The 16,449-nt window shown below is 48.3% G+C and carries 16 protein-coding genes and 2 other annotated features; of the genes, 13 read left to right on the top strand and 3 right to left on the bottom strand.

Features of this window, described 5'->3' with window-relative positions; translation table 11 throughout:
• Window positions 1-18: 18 nt before the first annotated feature.
• Entirely contained in the window at window positions 19-291 is a 273-nt protein-coding gene (locus QFZ78_RS18830; RefSeq protein ID WP_373461129.1) for an ArsR/SmtB family transcription factor, read from the bottom strand.
• A gap of 550 nt (window positions 292-841) precedes the next feature.
• On the opposite strand from QFZ78_RS18830, the gene QFZ78_RS18825 reads away from it, so the two are divergent.
• Window positions 842-1,789 (top strand): ATP-dependent DNA ligase, encoded by a 948-nt coding sequence (locus QFZ78_RS18825; protein ID WP_307549841.1) that lies wholly within the window; start codon window positions 842-844, stop codon window positions 1,787-1,789.
• Between the two features lie 77 nt (window positions 1,790-1,866).
• On the opposite strand, the gene ku is transcribed toward QFZ78_RS18825, so the two are convergent.
• Window positions 1,867-2,736 (bottom strand): non-homologous end joining protein Ku, encoded by an 870-nt coding sequence (ku, locus tag QFZ78_RS18820; protein ID WP_307549839.1) that lies wholly within the window; start codon window positions 2,734-2,736, stop codon window positions 1,867-1,869.
• A gap of 160 nt (window positions 2,737-2,896) precedes the next feature.
• On the opposite strand from ku, the gene QFZ78_RS18815 reads away from it, so the two are divergent.
• From QFZ78_RS18815 to QFZ78_RS18780, 8 genes are all read left to right on the top strand, one after another.
• Window positions 2,897-3,082, top strand: a complete 186-nt coding sequence (locus QFZ78_RS18815; RefSeq protein ID WP_307549837.1) for a hypothetical protein — start codon at window positions 2,897-2,899, stop codon at window positions 3,080-3,082.
• Window positions 3,079-3,261, top strand: a complete 183-nt coding sequence (locus QFZ78_RS18810) for an H-type small acid-soluble spore protein (RefSeq protein ID WP_307549835.1) — start codon at window positions 3,079-3,081, stop codon at window positions 3,259-3,261. The genes QFZ78_RS18815 and QFZ78_RS18810 overlap by 4 nt, the downstream gene beginning before the upstream one ends.
• A 137-nt stretch (window positions 3,262-3,398) precedes the next feature.
• Entirely contained in the window at window positions 3,399-3,881 is a 483-nt protein-coding gene (gene tsaE, locus QFZ78_RS18805; RefSeq protein WP_307555789.1) for a tRNA (adenosine(37)-N6)-threonylcarbamoyltransferase complex ATPase subunit type 1 TsaE, read from the top strand.
• Window positions 3,878-4,699 carry a tRNA (adenosine(37)-N6)-threonylcarbamoyltransferase complex dimerization subunit type 1 TsaB gene (gene tsaB / locus QFZ78_RS18800; RefSeq protein ID WP_307549833.1) on the top strand — a complete coding sequence of 274 codons (822 nt, stop codon included), beginning with the start codon at window positions 3,878-3,880 and terminating at the stop codon, window positions 4,697-4,699. Before tsaE ends, tsaB begins: the two co-directional genes overlap by 4 nt.
• Window positions 4,699-5,205: a ribosomal protein S18-alanine N-acetyltransferase gene (gene rimI, locus QFZ78_RS18795; protein WP_373460336.1), complete on the top strand. Its 507-nt coding sequence runs from the start codon at window positions 4,699-4,701 to the stop codon at window positions 5,203-5,205. Before tsaB ends, rimI begins: the two co-directional genes overlap by 1 nt.
• A gap of 13 nt (window positions 5,206-5,218) precedes the next feature.
• The gene (tsaD, locus tag QFZ78_RS18790; protein ID WP_373461047.1) at window positions 5,219-6,274 is read left to right on the top strand and encodes a tRNA (adenosine(37)-N6)-threonylcarbamoyltransferase complex transferase subunit TsaD; all 1,056 of its coding nucleotides are present in this window, start codon (window positions 5,219-5,221) and stop codon (window positions 6,272-6,274) included.
• A gap of 74 nt (window positions 6,275-6,348) precedes the next feature.
• Window positions 6,349-6,599, top strand: a binding site (T-box leader).
• A gap of 80 nt (window positions 6,600-6,679) precedes the next feature.
• Window positions 6,680-6,951 (top strand) — a binding site (T-box leader).
• A 246-nt stretch (window positions 6,952-7,197) separates the two neighbouring features.
• Window positions 7,198-8,769 (top strand): 2-isopropylmalate synthase, encoded by a 1,572-nt coding sequence (locus tag QFZ78_RS18785; RefSeq protein ID WP_307549829.1) that lies wholly within the window; start codon window positions 7,198-7,200, stop codon window positions 8,767-8,769.
• 367 nt (window positions 8,770-9,136) lie between these two features.
• The gene (locus QFZ78_RS18780; protein ID WP_307549827.1) at window positions 9,137-11,470 is read left to right on the top strand and encodes a hypothetical protein; all 2,334 of its coding nucleotides are present in this window, start codon (window positions 9,137-9,139) and stop codon (window positions 11,468-11,470) included.
• Between the two features lie 232 nt (window positions 11,471-11,702).
• On the opposite strand, the gene QFZ78_RS18775 is transcribed toward QFZ78_RS18780, so the two are convergent.
• Entirely contained in the window at window positions 11,703-13,652 is a 1,950-nt protein-coding gene (locus QFZ78_RS18775) for an ABC-F family ATP-binding cassette domain-containing protein (protein ID WP_307549825.1), read from the bottom strand.
• 151 nt (window positions 13,653-13,803) lie between these two features.
• On the opposite strand from QFZ78_RS18775, the gene QFZ78_RS18770 reads away from it, so the two are divergent.
• From QFZ78_RS18770 to QFZ78_RS18755, 4 genes are all read left to right on the top strand, one after another.
• Complete coding sequence (locus tag QFZ78_RS18770; RefSeq protein ID WP_307549823.1) at window positions 13,804-14,643, top strand: endonuclease/exonuclease/phosphatase family protein; 840 nt, start codon at window positions 13,804-13,806, stop codon at window positions 14,641-14,643.
• A gap of 65 nt (window positions 14,644-14,708) precedes the next feature.
• On the top strand, window positions 14,709-15,338 hold the full coding sequence (locus QFZ78_RS18765) for a 5-formyltetrahydrofolate cyclo-ligase (RefSeq protein WP_307549822.1): 630 nt from the start codon (window positions 14,709-14,711) through the stop codon (window positions 15,336-15,338).
• Between the two features lie 16 nt (window positions 15,339-15,354).
• Window positions 15,355-15,843 (top strand): cyclic pyranopterin monophosphate synthase MoaC, encoded by a 489-nt coding sequence (moaC, locus tag QFZ78_RS18760; protein ID WP_281365723.1) that lies wholly within the window; start codon window positions 15,355-15,357, stop codon window positions 15,841-15,843.
• Window positions 15,844-15,954: 111 nt separating this feature from the next.
• Window positions 15,955-16,446, top strand: a complete 492-nt coding sequence (locus QFZ78_RS18755) for a MogA/MoaB family molybdenum cofactor biosynthesis protein (protein WP_029197035.1) — start codon at window positions 15,955-15,957, stop codon at window positions 16,444-16,446.
• Window positions 16,447-16,449: the final 3 nt, after the last annotated feature.

Below are 16,449 nucleotides of genomic sequence, written 5' to 3'. Positions count from 1 at the left end.
CTAATTAGTAAACATCTACTAGTCGCAGCATTTGGGCTGCTCGCAAGACATGAGATCTACCTTTTCTTTTTGATAAGGCAAATGTTGAAATAATTCGTGCAAATAAGGCTTATCGTCAATGTTTAACGAGTAATATACCCATTGCCCTCTCTTAGCTTCCTTAACCAAGCCGCCGTCCTTTAATTTCCGCATATGTTGGCTCACATTAGGCTGGCTGGTATGCATGATTTCCACGATTTCGCACACGCAAAGCTCGCGTTCCTTAAGAAGCGAAAGAATCGTGAGCCGCATTTTATCCCCCAACAGCTTGCAAACGTCCGCGATTTTATCTATTTCAACCAAAGATGCACGCTCCTTCGTAAGGCGTAAAGTACAAGAAATTTCATTGTCATTTTCTCAATTACCTATTCATTTGTCAATGCTTATATAATTACCTAATTATATGATGGATGAGGGTTTGCTGTTTATTTGAAGGTAGAAGGATGATTAGGATGCTTGTGAGTCTAGCTTTTATCGGCGTATTAAGAGCGAAAGTTGTACAGTGTACAACCATTTCTTTCGTTTCTTCTCATCAAGCTGTAGATGTTGTATTTTGTACAACAATTCTATAAAGCCATATTCCATGCTATGGGGCTACTTTTAGCAGTAAATGGTGTATTTTATGCAACAATTCTGAGAATAACGCGGATTTGCTTGCTTATTGTTGTACAAAGTACAACATGTTTTTTTAGCGAACTTGGCTTGAAGTAAATATTGATCACCTTGGCAGCTAGTATTTTTGGTTTGTTCTATTTCAATAATGGCAACAATGAAGAGAACATATCAAACATGGGAGAACCACATGGAACTTAAGCCTGTATTTCCTTTCGAGCCGATCAGCACGGAAAAGATTCCAACATCAAGTAGCTGGGTGGCCCAGATAAAATGGGACGGCGTCAGAATGTTAACTTATTATGATGGAAATGAAGTTCGTTTAGTGAATCGCAGATGTAATGACCGTACCAAACAGTACCCCGAGCTGCTAGAAATAAAAACATATTGTTCGGCTTCTTCCGTCATTTTAGACGGGGAAATCATTGCATTTGATCAAAAGAAACCTGCCTTTCATGAGATTATGAAGAGGGAATCTTTACGAAAAAGCCAAAGTATTGATAGAGCCGTCACGCAGACGCCCATTACTTATATGATTTTTGATATCCTCATGTACAATGACAATTGGATCGTGGATAAGCCATTATCAGAGAGACAGAAGATCCTCCATGAAGTGATTACCCCCTTGCCCCAATTTCAACTTACGCAAAACATTGTTGATGGCAACAAACTCTTCGATGTTATGAAGGAGCACGGCATGGAGGGGGTTGTGTGCAAGGATCTCAACAGTGCTTATGCCATTGGGGGAAAAGACAGCCGTTGGATGAAGAAGAAGATTTTTCGCGACCTATTTGCTGTGATTGGCGGGGTAACGACGAGGGCGGGAGTTGTCAATGCGATATTGCTGGGGTTATACGATAAAGAAGGCCGTTTTATTTATATAGGTCACGCCGGTACAGGGAAACTAAGCAGGGAAGATTGGCGTCAATTGACGAAGCTCGTTGAACCGATGACGACGTCACAAAAGCCATTTATAAACGAGCCTGAACGGAGCAAAGAAGCCATTTGGATCCAACCCAAGTTAACGGCAAAAATCCAATTTCTTGAATGGACTCCCCACGGAACGATGAGGCATCCCAGCATTCAAGCTTTCGTTCAAATGGATCTAGCGGATTGCACCTTCGCACAGAATATGTAGATGATACAACAGAACAAAGCAAAAGCGCTAATCCTTGAATATCAAGAATCAGCGCTTTATTTGCGTCCTATTCACATTCACGTTACCGGTTCTTTGACTTTTTTGGCTCTCGGTTTCGCTTTCGGCTTCTTGACCTCAGTGACACTGGCGTCCTCACCTAATGCTACTTTTCCATCCGTCGGTTTCGTGGCGTCGAGACTCGCCTGCAGCGCGGCCATGAGATCAATAACGCTCGTTTTCTGCAGCGTAGGGGCAGCTTGTACTTCTTCTCCAGCCACTTTATGCTCGATTGCTTCCAACAAACGGCCGCGGTACTCATCTTTATACTTTTCAGGTTCAAAAGGTGTCGATAGCTGGCTGATGAGCATCTTTGCCATTTCCATTTCACGCTCGTTCACGGTGACTTTCTCAGGAAGGTTGGGAACTTGAGAAATCGGACGAATCTCATCCGGGTAAAAAATAGTTTCCATAGCGAGGCAATTCTCAATAACCCGAATGGCGGCCAGTGAGCTTTTGGAACGGATCGAGACTTTGGCGATGCCGATTTTGCCGGTTTGACGCATGGAATCCAGCAGCAAATGATAGGCGCCAGCCCCTGTATCTCCAGGCCCTAGATAGTAAGTCTTTTGAAAATAAACCGGATCAATATCTGTCAAGTTGACGAAATCCAGAATCTTGATCTCCTTATTCGCTTCACCCGAGATCGTTTCCAATTCATCCTTCTCAAAAATAACGAAACGTCCTGGTTCATACTCGTATCCTTTGGAAATTTCCTCCCACTCTACTTCCTTCTCACAAGTCTGGCATTTACGTACATAGGAGAGTGGTGTAATACAAGTTTTATGTATATAACGCATGGAGATATCCTTATCTTCCGTAGCCGAAAACATTTTCACAGGCACATGAACAAGTCCGAAGCTAATAGCACCTTTCCAAACCGTATGCATCTCGTGATTCCTCCTGGGTAATCGTGATTGTACTAGTATTCTCTTGATTTAATTCCTTTATACGGTAGGGATTTAAGAGAATGGATTGCCCCCTGAGTGGGTACGTTAAAAGCGAAAGTTGATTACCATGAAGCTAATCTAAGCTAAGGAGGGATTACGGATGGCACAAGATTCAAATGCATCCCAAGATACGATCAGTGAAGGCAAAGATGATCATTTCATGGACATTGATCGCATGATTAATGAAGGCTTGGGAGGCGGTAACGTCACCATGCACAATGGATTGATCGAATCCTCGACAACGGATACGATGGATCATCCGGAATCCGTATTGGATGAGCCATGAACATTCATCGCGCTCAAGAAATTTTAGCCGCAGATGAGAAGATTCACGTTGAGTTAAATGGCCTCCCTGTCTGGATCGACAGTGTGGATTCCGGCAAAGCAGTTGCCAAAGTTCATGCAGAAGAAAACCCGGCAGATTCTCGGGTCGTGGCGGTTCAAGAGTTAGAAGAGGTTCTGTAGTGGATGTGAATGAACAGCAAAGCCTGCTCCGAGTTATCTTGGGGCGGGCTTTTTCAATTACAGAGTTGATGTTCCCTACTAGCGAGGACTATAATAGGAGCAGCACGCGCAAACGGAAAGAAAGGGATGAGATCTACTTGCCTCAATCCACATTTACGTATAACTCCCAGCATGAGGAAGATACCGATAAACTAGGGAGATTGCTGGCCGCCTATTTGCAGCCTGGCACCGTCTTTACACTAGATGGCGATCTGGGTGCGGGAAAAACGAGGTTTTCGCAAGGCTTTGCCAGAGCGATGGGAATTACCGAAACCGTCAACTCGCCTACATTTACCATTATCAAAGAATACGAGGGAGCCGAGCTTCCTTTCTACCATATGGATATGTACCGCATTTCCCAAGAGGAAGCAGATGAACTAGGACTGGGCGATTATTTTTATGGAACCGGTGTTACGCTGATCGAATGGTCAAGCTTAATTGAAGATCTTTTGCCGCTAGAGAGATTAGCGATCACGATTGCCCAGAAGGATGATCAAACCAGAGTATTTCACCTGACTCCGCACGGAGCCCCGTATCAGAGCTGGTGTTTACAAATGAAGGAGAACGGACATTTACAATGACAGAACGGACAATGAATGTAGGACGATGCTTAGCCATCGATACCTCAACATCTGCAATGACAGTTGCTATTTTGGAAAATGGAAACATGTTGGGCGAGGTCAGCTCCTACGCTGAACGGAATCACTCGATCGGGCTTCTTCCCCATATTCAAGAATTGCTTGCGAGTTTACATCTCAAACCCAAGGACCTTCAATCGGTCGCTGTTGGCCAGGGCCCCGGCTCTTATACAGGGGTTCGTATTGCTGTGTCTGTTGCCAAAACTTTCGCATGGTCGTTAAGTCTGGATCTCATTGGTGTGTCCAGCTTAGAAGCAATGGCACTTGGCGGTGCTATGAAAGAGCAGAGCGCGACCGGAAATGGGTCGACTTGGGTGGTTCCGCTCATGGATGGCAGGCGTAAGCAGGCTTTCACAGCCGTCTATGCCTATGAGGGGGCATCTCCGATAACAGCTAGTGGAGAGCTAGGGGCAAGCTGGCAAGAAGTTCTGCCTGATGGCATTCGAATCATTGGAACTTGGACGGAGCAAATCATTCATTTAGCAGCATCTTCGCAAGGACAAAGGCCCCAAGAGATTCTGTTTGTGGGTGAAACCGAGGGCTTCAAGGCAGAGCTTGAACAATTCGCACAGGATTGGGACGGAGTCGTTCGTATACGTTCCTATGGCATTGAGGCCGAATATATCGGGAGACTAGCCTATCCGAGGCTGGCTAAAGGGGAGAAGGCAGATGTACATACGTTTGTCCCTAATTACACCAGACTTCCGGAGGCCGAAGCAAATTTACTTGCCGGGATTAAGACGAAGAAAGGGGATCATTAATGATGGAGCAGCGACAACCGCAAACAACCGAAAACTCGTTGGTGTTCCGTTCCATGCAAATGGAAGACATCCCTTTTATTTGTGAAATCGAGCAAGAAGCGTTCACGACGCCTTGGACAAAAGGTGCTTTTGAGAATGAATTAACGAACAATCAGTTCGCTCATTATATGATTATGGATATCGAAGGTGAGGTCGCCGGGTATGGCGGCATGTGGCTCATCATGGAGGAAGCGCATGTCACGAATGTGGCAGTTCGGAATACGTATAGAGGACGTAAATTGGGGGAACGTTTACTTCGGGAGCTGATGAAAACTGCTGCTTTCTTAGGGGCTATTCGGATGACACTTGAGGTTCGGGCCTCGAACAACGTTGCGCAAAATTTGTACGAAAAAGTCGGATTCCGCTCTGTTGGCGTACGTAGAGGATATTACACGGATAATCGCGAGGATGCTGTCATTATGTGGGCGGACTTGCCTAAGAGAAGAAAGGATAGTCTCGGGGATTGAGGCTTTCGGATAGGTGACGAATTTGACTAGAGAAGTAGGGCAAGAGCAAAAGAGTGAAAAGCCGGTTTATATTTTGGCCATTGAAACGAGCTGTGACGAAACCTCTGTAGCCATTGTCGAAAATGGTAAAATCATTCGGTCCAATGTGATTTCCAGCCAGATCGAAACGCACCAACGCTATGGCGGTGTGGTGCCGGAGGTGGCTTCCCGTAAGCATGTGGAGTCGATCACATGGATGCTGGAGGAAGCCGTCGAGAAAGCGGGCGTAACGCTGCAGGAGCTGTCCGCGATAGCCGTAACCGAAGGACCCGGATTAATCGGGGCCCTGTTAGTGGGCGTCGTTGCGGGCAAAGCGCTAGCCTGTGCCTTAGACCTGCCGCTGATTGGTGTTCACCATATTGCGGGGCATATTTATGCGAATCAACTTGTGCATGAGCTCGAGTATCCGTTGATCTCGCTCGTTGTGTCCGGCGGACACACGGAGTTGATTCTCATGGAGGGGCCGGGCCAATTCCGCATCATCGGGCGAACGCGCGATGATGCGGCTGGCGAGGCCTACGACAAAATCGCGCGGGCGATGGGCCTGCCTTACCCGGGCGGACCGCACGTAGATCGGCTTGCGCAGGAAGCCGAGTCTGAGATTAAGATGCCTCGCTCGTGGCTCGAGGCAGACTCTTACGACTTCAGCTTCAGCGGATTGAAATCCGCTGTGCTGAACGTCGTCAACCAAAGCAAGATGCGCGGCGAGGCCGTTCAAGTCGCACAGATTGCCAAGGGCTTCCAAGCCTCCGTCATCGACGTGCTTGTGGAGAAGGCTGACCGCGCCGTGCGTGAATACGGTGCGAAGCAGCTTTTGCTCGCGGGCGGTGTCGCCGCAAACAAAGGGCTGCGCAGCAGGCTCGCCGAGCGCTGCGAGCAGCTAAATGTGCCGCTGCTCGTGCCACCGCTCGGCCTCTGCACAGACAACGCTGCGATGATAGGCGCAGCCGCTTTCCTCAAGTGGGATAAGCAGGAATTCGACTCCATGGAACTGAAAGCAGAGCCTCAGCTCAAGCTTGAAGAGTGGTAAAGTCAATAAAATAAATTTTCTGACAACTGTATTGACTTTGCCAAAGCTGCATATTATAATCACAATCAATACTTTCAAACGCAACGAACGGGATTAGTAAGGAACAGTAGTTTCGCTCAGAGAGCTGTGCGCTTGGTGAAAGCACAGACGAAACGGTACCTGAACTCGCCCGGGAGCGGTAAGACTGATAAGGATGCCAAGGATCCAGCACCCAAGTAGGTCTTGACGGTTGACCCCCGTGATCAGGTACATGAGTGGTTTCGAGTGTAACAGCTCGGATCAATTAGAGTGGTACCGCGGAAGGTTCAAGCCTGTCGTCTCTTTTATAGAGATGGCAGGCTTTTTTGGTTGTTCTGAAACTTGAAGCGAACATGAACAAATGCGATGAAGGAACATGAACATATAACAAACGCGATGAACAAGAGTAGTAAGGGCTCACTTGTACGGTACAGAAAGCTGCGGGTTGATGCGACGCAGACCGTGAATGCCCCGAACTCGCTTGGAAGCGGTCATCCTGATCAGCCAGTCATAATGCTGTTAGGGATGAACGGATGACCTCCGTGATCTGGTGACATAGAGCAGCAGCTAGCTTTGCTGCACTATGTCTGAGGTGGGCTCCGTTGAATTGGAGCCAACAAGAGTGGTACCGCGCTGGGTGAAGACCCGTCGTCTCTTATGTGGAGATGACGGGTCTTTTTGTTGTTTTTTTGCGGTGGCTTAATAAATTATCTCAGCAAGCCTCTGTAACGATGAAAAACATCGCTAACGTCTCAAGAAAAGCCTTGCCGCTTACATTAGCGATGAAAAACAGCACTAAAGTAACGTGGAGACACATAAGTCAGTCGTAGCACGATTCATTTTCATTTTTAAACCATAAAAGAACATTGCCAGCAGGTCTGGCCTAACCTTGAGGAGGAATAACCATGGAAATCAACAACAATAACACAAATCGACGTATTCGCATTTTTGACACGACACTAAGAGATGGTGAACAGGCGCCAGGAGCCTCACTATATCCGGAAGAAAAGATTCGTATCGCAAGGCAGCTCGCGAAAATGGGTGTGGATACGATCGAGCCGGGCTTCCCGATATCAAGTCCTGGCGATTTTCAGGCGGTGCAGCAAATTTCACGTGAACTGCAGAGCATAGAGATTTGCGGCTTCGCCCGCGCCGTTAAGGCGGATATTGACTCGGCAGTGAAAGCCACACAGGATGCTGCTTCAAGACGCATTCACATGTTCCTCTCCTCATCGGATATCCATCTGGATTTCCAACTTCGCAAATCCCGTCAACAGGTGGTAGAGATGGCTCGCTCCATGGTCGCCTATACGAAGCAATTCGTTGATCGGATCGAATTCTCACCGATGGACGCAACGCGAACAGGGGACGAATTCCTGTTTGAAGTGCTCGAGGCGGTCATTGCTGAGGGAGCAACCATACTTAACATTCCTGACACAGTAGGCTACGCGCTGCCGGAAGAATACGGAGCAATGTTCCGTAGAGTGCGTCAAAGTGTTAGAGGCGGTGACACCGTGGAATACAGCGCGCATTGCCATAATGATTTGGGTCTTGCTGTTGCAAATAGCCTTGCGGCTATTGCTGCAGGAGTCACACATGTGGAAGTAACCGTTAATGGTGTAGGGGAACGCGCAGGCAACTGTTCTCTAGAGGAACTCGTTATGGCCATTGAGACTCGTAAGCAAACCATGGGTGTGGAAACAGGGATCGTATCTAGTGAAATTTTCAACACATCCAAAATGGTCAGCCGCATCATGGGCTTCCCCATTGCGTACAATAAGCCGATTGTCGGCCGTAATGCTTTCCAGCACGAAGCGGGTATCCATCAAGATGGGCTGCTGAAAAATCGCAATACGTACGAAATTATGGATCCGGAAAAGCTGGGCATTCCACGGTCCATGATCATCCTTGGTAAGCATTCAGGACGTCACGCGCTTAAACATCGCGCCCTACAATTTGGCATTGAGCTTACGGGCGAAGAACTGGATACACTGTATACCAGATTCAAAGAAAAAGCAGATGACCAGAAAATGGTGACTGACGATCAACTCATGGAACTTGTAGGCTCAACCGTTGATGGGCAAATGGAGCCATTTACTCTGACACATATGCAAGTCGTTTCCAGCAGTGATCGCAATCGGGTCGCATCCGTGTCGGTAAAGAACAATCAAACAGGTGTTGAAAATGTGTACTCGGGAACAGGTGAAGGACCGATTGAAGCAATCGTACAGTGCCTTCGACAAGCAATTCCGATGGCTGTGGATTTCTCCGATCTGGAGCTTCATTCGTTATCCACAGGTGAAAAAGCAACTGGAGAAGCTGAAGTCACTATCTCAGTGGGCGGCCAAACTTACAAAAATACAGGCATTGACCAGGATGTGCTTGTTGCGGTAGCGAAAGCTTTTATCTCAGCCTGCAACCAAGCCATTCGTATGCAAAATAGCGCAGCGGCTCCAACCGAAGCCACGACGGCGTGATAAACGACTAAACAATATCAAATTGTAAGAAAACTTAGATATATACACAGCTTGTGTGCAAAGTTATTCACATACCCTGTGTACAATGTGCATAACTAGAGCAAACCCACGGTTACCAACGCTTTTAAAAGAATACGGAGAAGAATAACTTTTTCACATTTTTTTTGTGGACAATGTGGATAAGATTGTGGAAAACGAAGGATTAGCGCAGAGGGAGGCGGATTTTGCCTCTCTTTTTTTGTGGATAACGATGTGGATAAGTTATTGGGCGAAAATCATCCCACTTTAAATTATCGGAACAATCCGGCAGTGGATAGCTTTTCACTTGGATGAAAATGCTAAGAGAAAAAACTGTGGGTGAATACACATGAAACTAAAAATAGCAGGCATAGTTGTGGGTATCTTAACGTTATGGTTAGAGTTGTCCACAAGCGCGGAGGGAATACAAGCTGGAATCGACCCATCCATCCACAACGAAGTAAAGTCCAAGCAGGTAACGGTGGTTTCGATACCGGGTTTATCATTTTTGGAGCTCCGGCCAGATCAACTAGTGGAACTGCCCCATTTACGGAAGCTGACGGAGTTAAGTGCAATTGGAGCTATGAATATTCGTACATTGAGCAGAACGATGAGAGACGTATATGTCTCTTTGGGAGCAGGAGCACCTTCCGTAGGAATCGCAGAAGTGCAGGCTTTTGCAGCAAAAGAAACCAGGCAAGGAATTCATTTTTCCGAACTTATGAATCGTTACATAGGCCGCTATGGGGAAGTTAAACCGATTGAGGCTGACGCTGTGCTCGTGCCTGACATCACGATGCTGCAGCGGGCTAATGAGAACCAAGCTTATGAACCAGGCACCCTAGGGGAATTTTTGAAGGAGTATGGTGTTTTTCGTTCCGTGCTGGGGAGCAGTGATTTGGGGAAGAGATCAGGCATTGAAGAAAAGAAATTGCGGCGCTTCAGCCCGCTTATGCTCATGGATTCCAATGGTTTTGTGGACAAAGGTGCAATCGGAGATGACGTGATAACTGTGGTTGTGGATAGGCCGTACGGTGTTAGTACCAATTATGCACAATTGCGTTCTTTGTGGGAAAAAAGGATGCTGCCCGGCATTACACTAATTGAATTAGGTGATTTGTACAGACTTTACATGGATAAAGAGCATTACAACGAGGAACGTTTCACGCAATTGAAAGGGCAAATATTGAGGGAAATGGATCAATGGTTAGGGCAAGTTGCGGCAGGAATGACGGAAGAGGAAAGCTTGTGGATTTTCTCTCCAGAGGTAAATAGTGAGGCGGCTAGAGCTAAAGCCTATTTATCTCCTCTCCTTCATTACACGACCGACAGCAGAGGAGCAATATTAGTTTCGGAATCTACTCGCAGGCAAGGTGTAGTCACGGCGCCAGATTTCACAAGTTCGCTGTTAAAAGAGTTCAACATCCCGGTCCCGAGTGAGCTGATGGGCATTCCTTTATCCTATATGGAGAAAAATGACGTTCTTGCTGGGCTTGTCAGTGAACAGAGCAGTATCCAGATGATTTACCGCAGTAGGCCGCTGCTGCTATACCCGTTTGTTACTTATGAAATGCTCGTTCTGTTAATAAGTTTGATCTATGGCTTATGGATAAAAAGGAGAGCAGCAGACCATGGGTATTTGGAAGGGGCAGTGCCTTGGCGCAGGAGTGTGCGTACGCTGCTTTTCTCGTTGCTCACGGCGCCTGCTGTCATGCTGTTGATGGGCTGGTTGGTTGTTCCTCTGACAACAAGAATAGGGATAGAAGGAACGATGCGGGTGCTGATTGCCTTTTTTATTGTGTCCACGCTGCTTATTTCTGTTGTTATGGAAAAATGCCGCCTATCCACAGCCATGATCTGGCTCGGCCTAGGGAGCGCTTTGATCATAACCCTGGATACCTGTACAGGAGCCTATGCCATGAAGTATTCCATTCTGGGTTATGATCCGATGATCGGCGCCCGCTACTACGGCATCGGGAATGAATACATGGGCGTCTTGATCGGCGCCCTCGTACTTGGCGTGACGGCAGCCTTGCAGCGCCGTCATGGGGGTGGGAAGCCCGCGCTGCTCGCGTGCGGGGCGTTCTTGCTCGTGGCAGGGTGCCTGGCGGCACCGTCACTCGGCGCGAACGCGGGCGGCGCCTTGAGCGCCGCGGTCGCCTTCGGCGTAGCCGGCGCGCATTGCTTCGCCGGCGAACGTTGGCGCGAGCTGCGCCTAGGCAGGGGCGCAGCCCTGCTGTCGGCGCTGCTCGCGCTGGGGCTTGGGGCGCTGTGGCTGCTCAACAGCGCCGATTCTCCCGCGGCATTCGCGCGGGAGAGCCATGTCGGGCGCGCGTTTCACGCGCTGCACGCCGGGCACTTCGATCAGATCGGACAGCTGATCGAGCGCAAGCTGCGGATGAACGTGCACTTGCTTCGTGCATCCGCATGGAGCAAAGTGCTCATCACCAGCCTCTTCGTGATGACTGTACTTGTGCTCCGTCCCCGCGGCCGACTCCGCTTGTGGCAGCACAAATACCCGTACTGGATGTACGGGTTCTCGGCCAATATGATCGGAGCCATCGCAGCGCTGCTGCTTAACGACTCCGGCATTGTTGCAGCAGCGACGTTGATCATTTTCGTCGCTGTACCAATGCAGCTCCTTCGATTGCAGGAGCTGGAAACAGAAAATCCCCGCTCATAGGGACATGAATCCGCTGAGAGGTCGATTTAGATCCTCTCAGGCTGCCTCACGAGCGGAAATGCGTCTGAGAGGTCGAAATCATCGCTCTCAGCTCAGAAAAACCCCGCCACTGAGGCATTGACCAGCTGAGAGGTCGTTTTAGATCCTCTCAGGCTACCTCACGGTCCAAATTCGCACGCTCAGTCCAACAAATTCTCGCTTCCGAGGCATTGATCCACTGAGTGATAACCTATCAAGCCAACAAAAGCTCCCACTCCTCATAACAAGCAGCGAGCGCAATCTTCCGCTCATCAACAGCAGCGGTCTTCTCTTGAACGAGCACGTAGTTGTTATACACAGCTGGATCAGCAAGCTCCGCCTCCAAGGCGGACACTTCATCTTCCAACCGAGCGATGTCGAGCTCGAGCTGTTCCAGCTTGCGCTGGCGGCTGCGTTCTTCGCGCTTCGCAAGCTTGTCTGCTTCATACCCACCGCCACTCACAGGTTCACTTTTCCCAGCCGAACCGCTGCCTCCAGCAGCCTTCTTCTCCGCTTCTTTAGCCAGACGCTTCGCTTCCATCTCGGCGAGCTCGGCCTTTTTCTCCACGTAATCGTCGTAGTTGCCAAGATAGCTCGTTAGCCCATCCTTCTGCAGATCGAGCATGCTCTCAGCCATCTTGTTCAGAAAGTAACGGTCATGAGAGATGAAGAGGAGAGTGCCCTCGTAGTCCATCAATGCCGATTCCAAAACCTCTTTACTGTACAAATCCAAATGGTTGGTAGGCTCATCGAGGATCAAAACATTCGCTTTTTGCAGCATCAGCTTAGCTAGGGCTACGCGGGCCTTTTCCCCGCCGCTTAAGGCAGCAACCTTTTTGAAAACATCTTCGCCGCTAAAAAGAAAGCTCCCGAGCACAGTCCGAATGCGTGCTTCTTCCAGATGCGGATACGTATTCCACACTTCTTCCAGCACATTGTTGGTAGGGGTCAGTCCTGTTTGCTCCTGATCGTAATAGCCAATTGTGACGCCAGCGCCCCACTTGAAGGTGCCTGCGTCTTGTTTGTGCTGACCAATTAATGTTTTGAGCAAGGTGGATTTACCCACACCGTTGGGTCCAATGAGTGCAGCGGTTTCCGAACGACGAAGCTGGAAGGAGACGCCATCGAGCAATCGGTTCTTGCCATCATAGGAAAGCGCCAAACGATCAACCTGCAGCACTTCCTTACCGGAGGTTTGCTCGATTTCAAAAGAAAACGATGCCCGCTTCAAATCCCCCATCGGCTTATCGAGTCGATCCATTTTTTCCAGCTGCTTGCGGCGGCTCTGCGCTCTCTTCGTCGTGGAAGCACGCACAATGTTGCGCTGAACAAAATCCTCCAGCTTCGCAATTTCATCCTGCTGCTTCTCGAACTGCTTCATTTCGATCTCATAATTAGCTTCTTTAATCTCGATGAATCGGGAGTAGTTCCCGGTATATCGTTTGGAAGCATTTCGCTCAATTTCATAAATAGATGTCACCAAAGCATCCAGGAAAAAACGGTCATGAGACACGACCAGAATAGCGCCCGGATAGCCGCGTAAATAACCTTCCAGCCAAGTTAGCGTTGGAATGTCCAAATGGTTCGTCGGCTCATCGAGCATCAGAAGATCGGGTTCTTCGAGCAGCATTTTGGCAAGTGCAAGCCTTGTTTTCTGACCGCCGCTAAGCGTTTTGACTAACGTATCCGGAGGAAACTGACCGAAGCCCATCCCGTGTAAAATGCCGCGGATTTTGGCTTCAATTTCATAGCCCCCATGTTCACGGAACCATTCGGAGCGCAAAGCGTAACGATTCATCGTAGTTTCGTACTTTTTTTCGTCCGAGATCAAATTAGGGTCTGCCATTAACGCTTCAAGCTCACGAAGCTCTCGCTCTGTCTCTAGCAAGGAACTAAACACGCTGAGCAGCTCGTTCCAGATAGACTTGTCCGTTTGCAGTCCGCTGTTTTGCTTCAAATAGCCGATTTTCGTTTCCTTCGCCTTAAATAAGTCACCGCTGTCATAGGACATTTCGCCGGCAATAATTTGGAGCAGCGTCGATTTACCGGCGCCATTCACGCCAACTAAACCGATCCGTTCCCTGTTTTCGATTTGAAGCGTTATATTGGAGAGTACGGAACGTACCCCATAGCTTTTTGAAATGTTAGAAACCTGTAATAGCATCTGCTGCTACCTCCTGCTTATTAATGAAAGGACCTGTCCAAGCCCGCCCTTTCGTTGGCTTATAAATCCCATCAATTCACTAGTATACACCATGAACGAGGGCATCGTATGCTTAATTTTGCATAAATCAGCATGGGTGGGGGATGGGTAAATGGTACTTTTGAGGCATGCTAAGCATATAAGCTATACGTTCTTGCCCCTGCTTCTGTTGATATTTCTATGTCAAGGAGTAACAAGCTCATCAGACATTGGGAGGCAGGTCATATCTGCCGTTCACGCGTCTAGTTCAACCACTTCCCCAGCAGCATTCACGATTATGACGTTTAATATCCACCACGGTGAAGGTTTAGATGGTAGAGTAAATATAAAACGTATTGCTGATCTCATTCAAAATGAAAAAGCCGACGTCGTCGCTTTGCAAGAAGTGGATCGTTACCGCTGGCGCAGCGGGTATGTGGATCAAGCGAAGGAACTGGCCGAGCTTCTTGGGATGGATATGCGTTTTGCACCTAGTTTAACCTATACAGCCGGTCAATATGGCAATGCGATTCTGAGCCGTTATCCGATTGAGGACAGCAGCTATACGCTCCTTCCTGGTCATAAGGAAACTAGAAGTCTGTTAGAGGTAACAATCAAGGTTGATTCTGAACCTGTTCGAATAGCCACCACGCATTTGGGACTGTCCAAAGAGGATCGAAGCCTTCAACTTGCTCGTATTTCAGAAATGGTAACAAACTACGATGACCCACTTGTTGTCGCGGGAGATTTTAATATGGAATTAGACTCCTTTCCGTTCAAAATAGACACAGATCAGCTTACCTATGTGCCATTAGGGGCGGGTGTGAATTCGACATTTGTGGATGGAAAAAGGATCGATCACATCTTCACAAATAGGAACAATGTCCAATCTTCATGGGCGATTCCGACGATATTCTCGGACCATTTTCCCGTAATAACGCGCATTCGACTGGGGTCCCCAGTGCAAGTATAGTTTTTTTCCTTGTTTATGTTAAAATGGGGGAAACCACTCCTCGTTAGGGAAGGGCTGAAGCTAGTATGAACATCCGAGAGCGGAAAATCGAATTACGTAAAGAAATGGAAGAACTGCGCTCCTCCATCATGTCTGAAGAACGTGAAGAGAAGCAGCAACGCATAAATGAGAGATTAAAAAAACTATGCAGCGATAGGCTTCTTGGACATGGACAGAATGAAACGTCCGCTCCGCCTACGATCATGAGTTATATGCCTTTTCGGTCTGAGCCGGATGTTGCCCCTCTGATGGAATGGTGTTGGCAGCAGGGAATTCGTGTGCTTGTGCCGAAGGTTGTAGCAGATACGAAAACAATGAATTTACATGTCATAAGCAGCTATGAAGATGTGGAAAGCGGGGCATGGGGCATCAGAGAACCTCGCGCCGAGGTGCAGATTGAACACGATTTGTCCACCCTATCTATGATCTTAGTGCCAGGGCTTGCTTTTGATTTGGATTTTGGAAGACTGGGCTATGGGGGCGGTTTTTATGATCGCTTCATGCAGTTATTTGCTGCTCGTGGGCTTAAAAGACCATTTGCGCTTGCAGCCGCTTTTGATAATCAATTGATTCCTGCGGTCCCTTCTTCCTGGCATGATTTCCGAGTTGACGGAATCGTCACCGAGAGCAAAATGGTCTTCAAATCAGAAACCTAAAATAGAGGTGAGTGCTTTGCCCGATTCTTCCCCATTAACCCATTTTAATGAGCAGGGACGAGCACGAATGGTCGACATTTCGGACAAAACAGAGACGAAACGTACGGCTACCGCGCGTTCCACATTAATGATGAAGAGCGAGACGCTCGATTTAATTAAGCAGGGTAAAATGAAAAAAGGCGACGTCCTCGCCGTTGCGCAAGTGGCAGGCATCATGGCCGCCAAAAAAACGTCAGACTGGATTCCCATGTGCCATCCAATTGCGCTCACGGGCATTGATATTCAGTTTGCTGATAATGGCAACAATGAACTATACATAGAAGCAACTGTCCGGACGACGGGTCCGACTGGCGTTGAGATGGAGGCTTTAACTGCCGTATCCGCCGCCGCACTAACCGTCTACGATATGTGCAAAGCAGTAGAGAAGGATATGATTATCAGCTCCACGCTGCTTGTCCTCAAAACAGGCGGCAAAAATGGGGATTTTCACAGACAAGATAGTTGACCGTGACGCGACTAGACAGATTAAGCAGTTTTTTTCATAGAAATGAAAGTCGACGATCACTCAGGTTAGTGGGGTTATCTCATTCAGTTAACAAGGGAGAGGTGACGAAGGATGCACTGGAAAGTTGCGATTTTGACAGCCAGTGACCGCGGTTACCGAGGAGAACGAGAAGACACTAGCGCTCAGGTAATCCGCGAGCTGATTGAAGAGGAAATTCAAGGCGAGATCATCGAATACCGGGTCGTTCCGGATGAGATGGATGAAATCATGGCTTCATTAATAGAAATGACGGATTATTATCAGGCAGATTTGATTTTAACGACTGGCGGCACGGGACTAGCTCCCCGAGATGTGACACCGGAAGCAACGCTCAACGTGATTGACCGGGTAGCGCCTGGTTTTGCAGAAGCCATGCGAATGATTTCGATGCAAAAAACACGGAAAGCGATGCTTTCCAGAGCGGTATCCGGCATTCGCGGGCGCACGCTGATCATTAATTTGCCGGGCAGCCCCAAGGGTGTGCAGGAGAATCTGATGGCGATTATCGATCAGCTTCCGCATGCACTGGGGATTCTGACGGGTAAAGAAGGTGACCATGGGTGAGCA

It is taken from the genome of Paenibacillus sp. V4I5, assembly GCF_030817255.1.
Taxonomy (GTDB): domain Bacteria; phylum Bacillota; class Bacilli; order Paenibacillales; family NBRC-103111; genus Paenibacillus_E.
The sequence above is the reverse complement of the archived record's forward strand: the minus strand, read 5'-3'. Positions and strand labels throughout refer to the sequence as shown.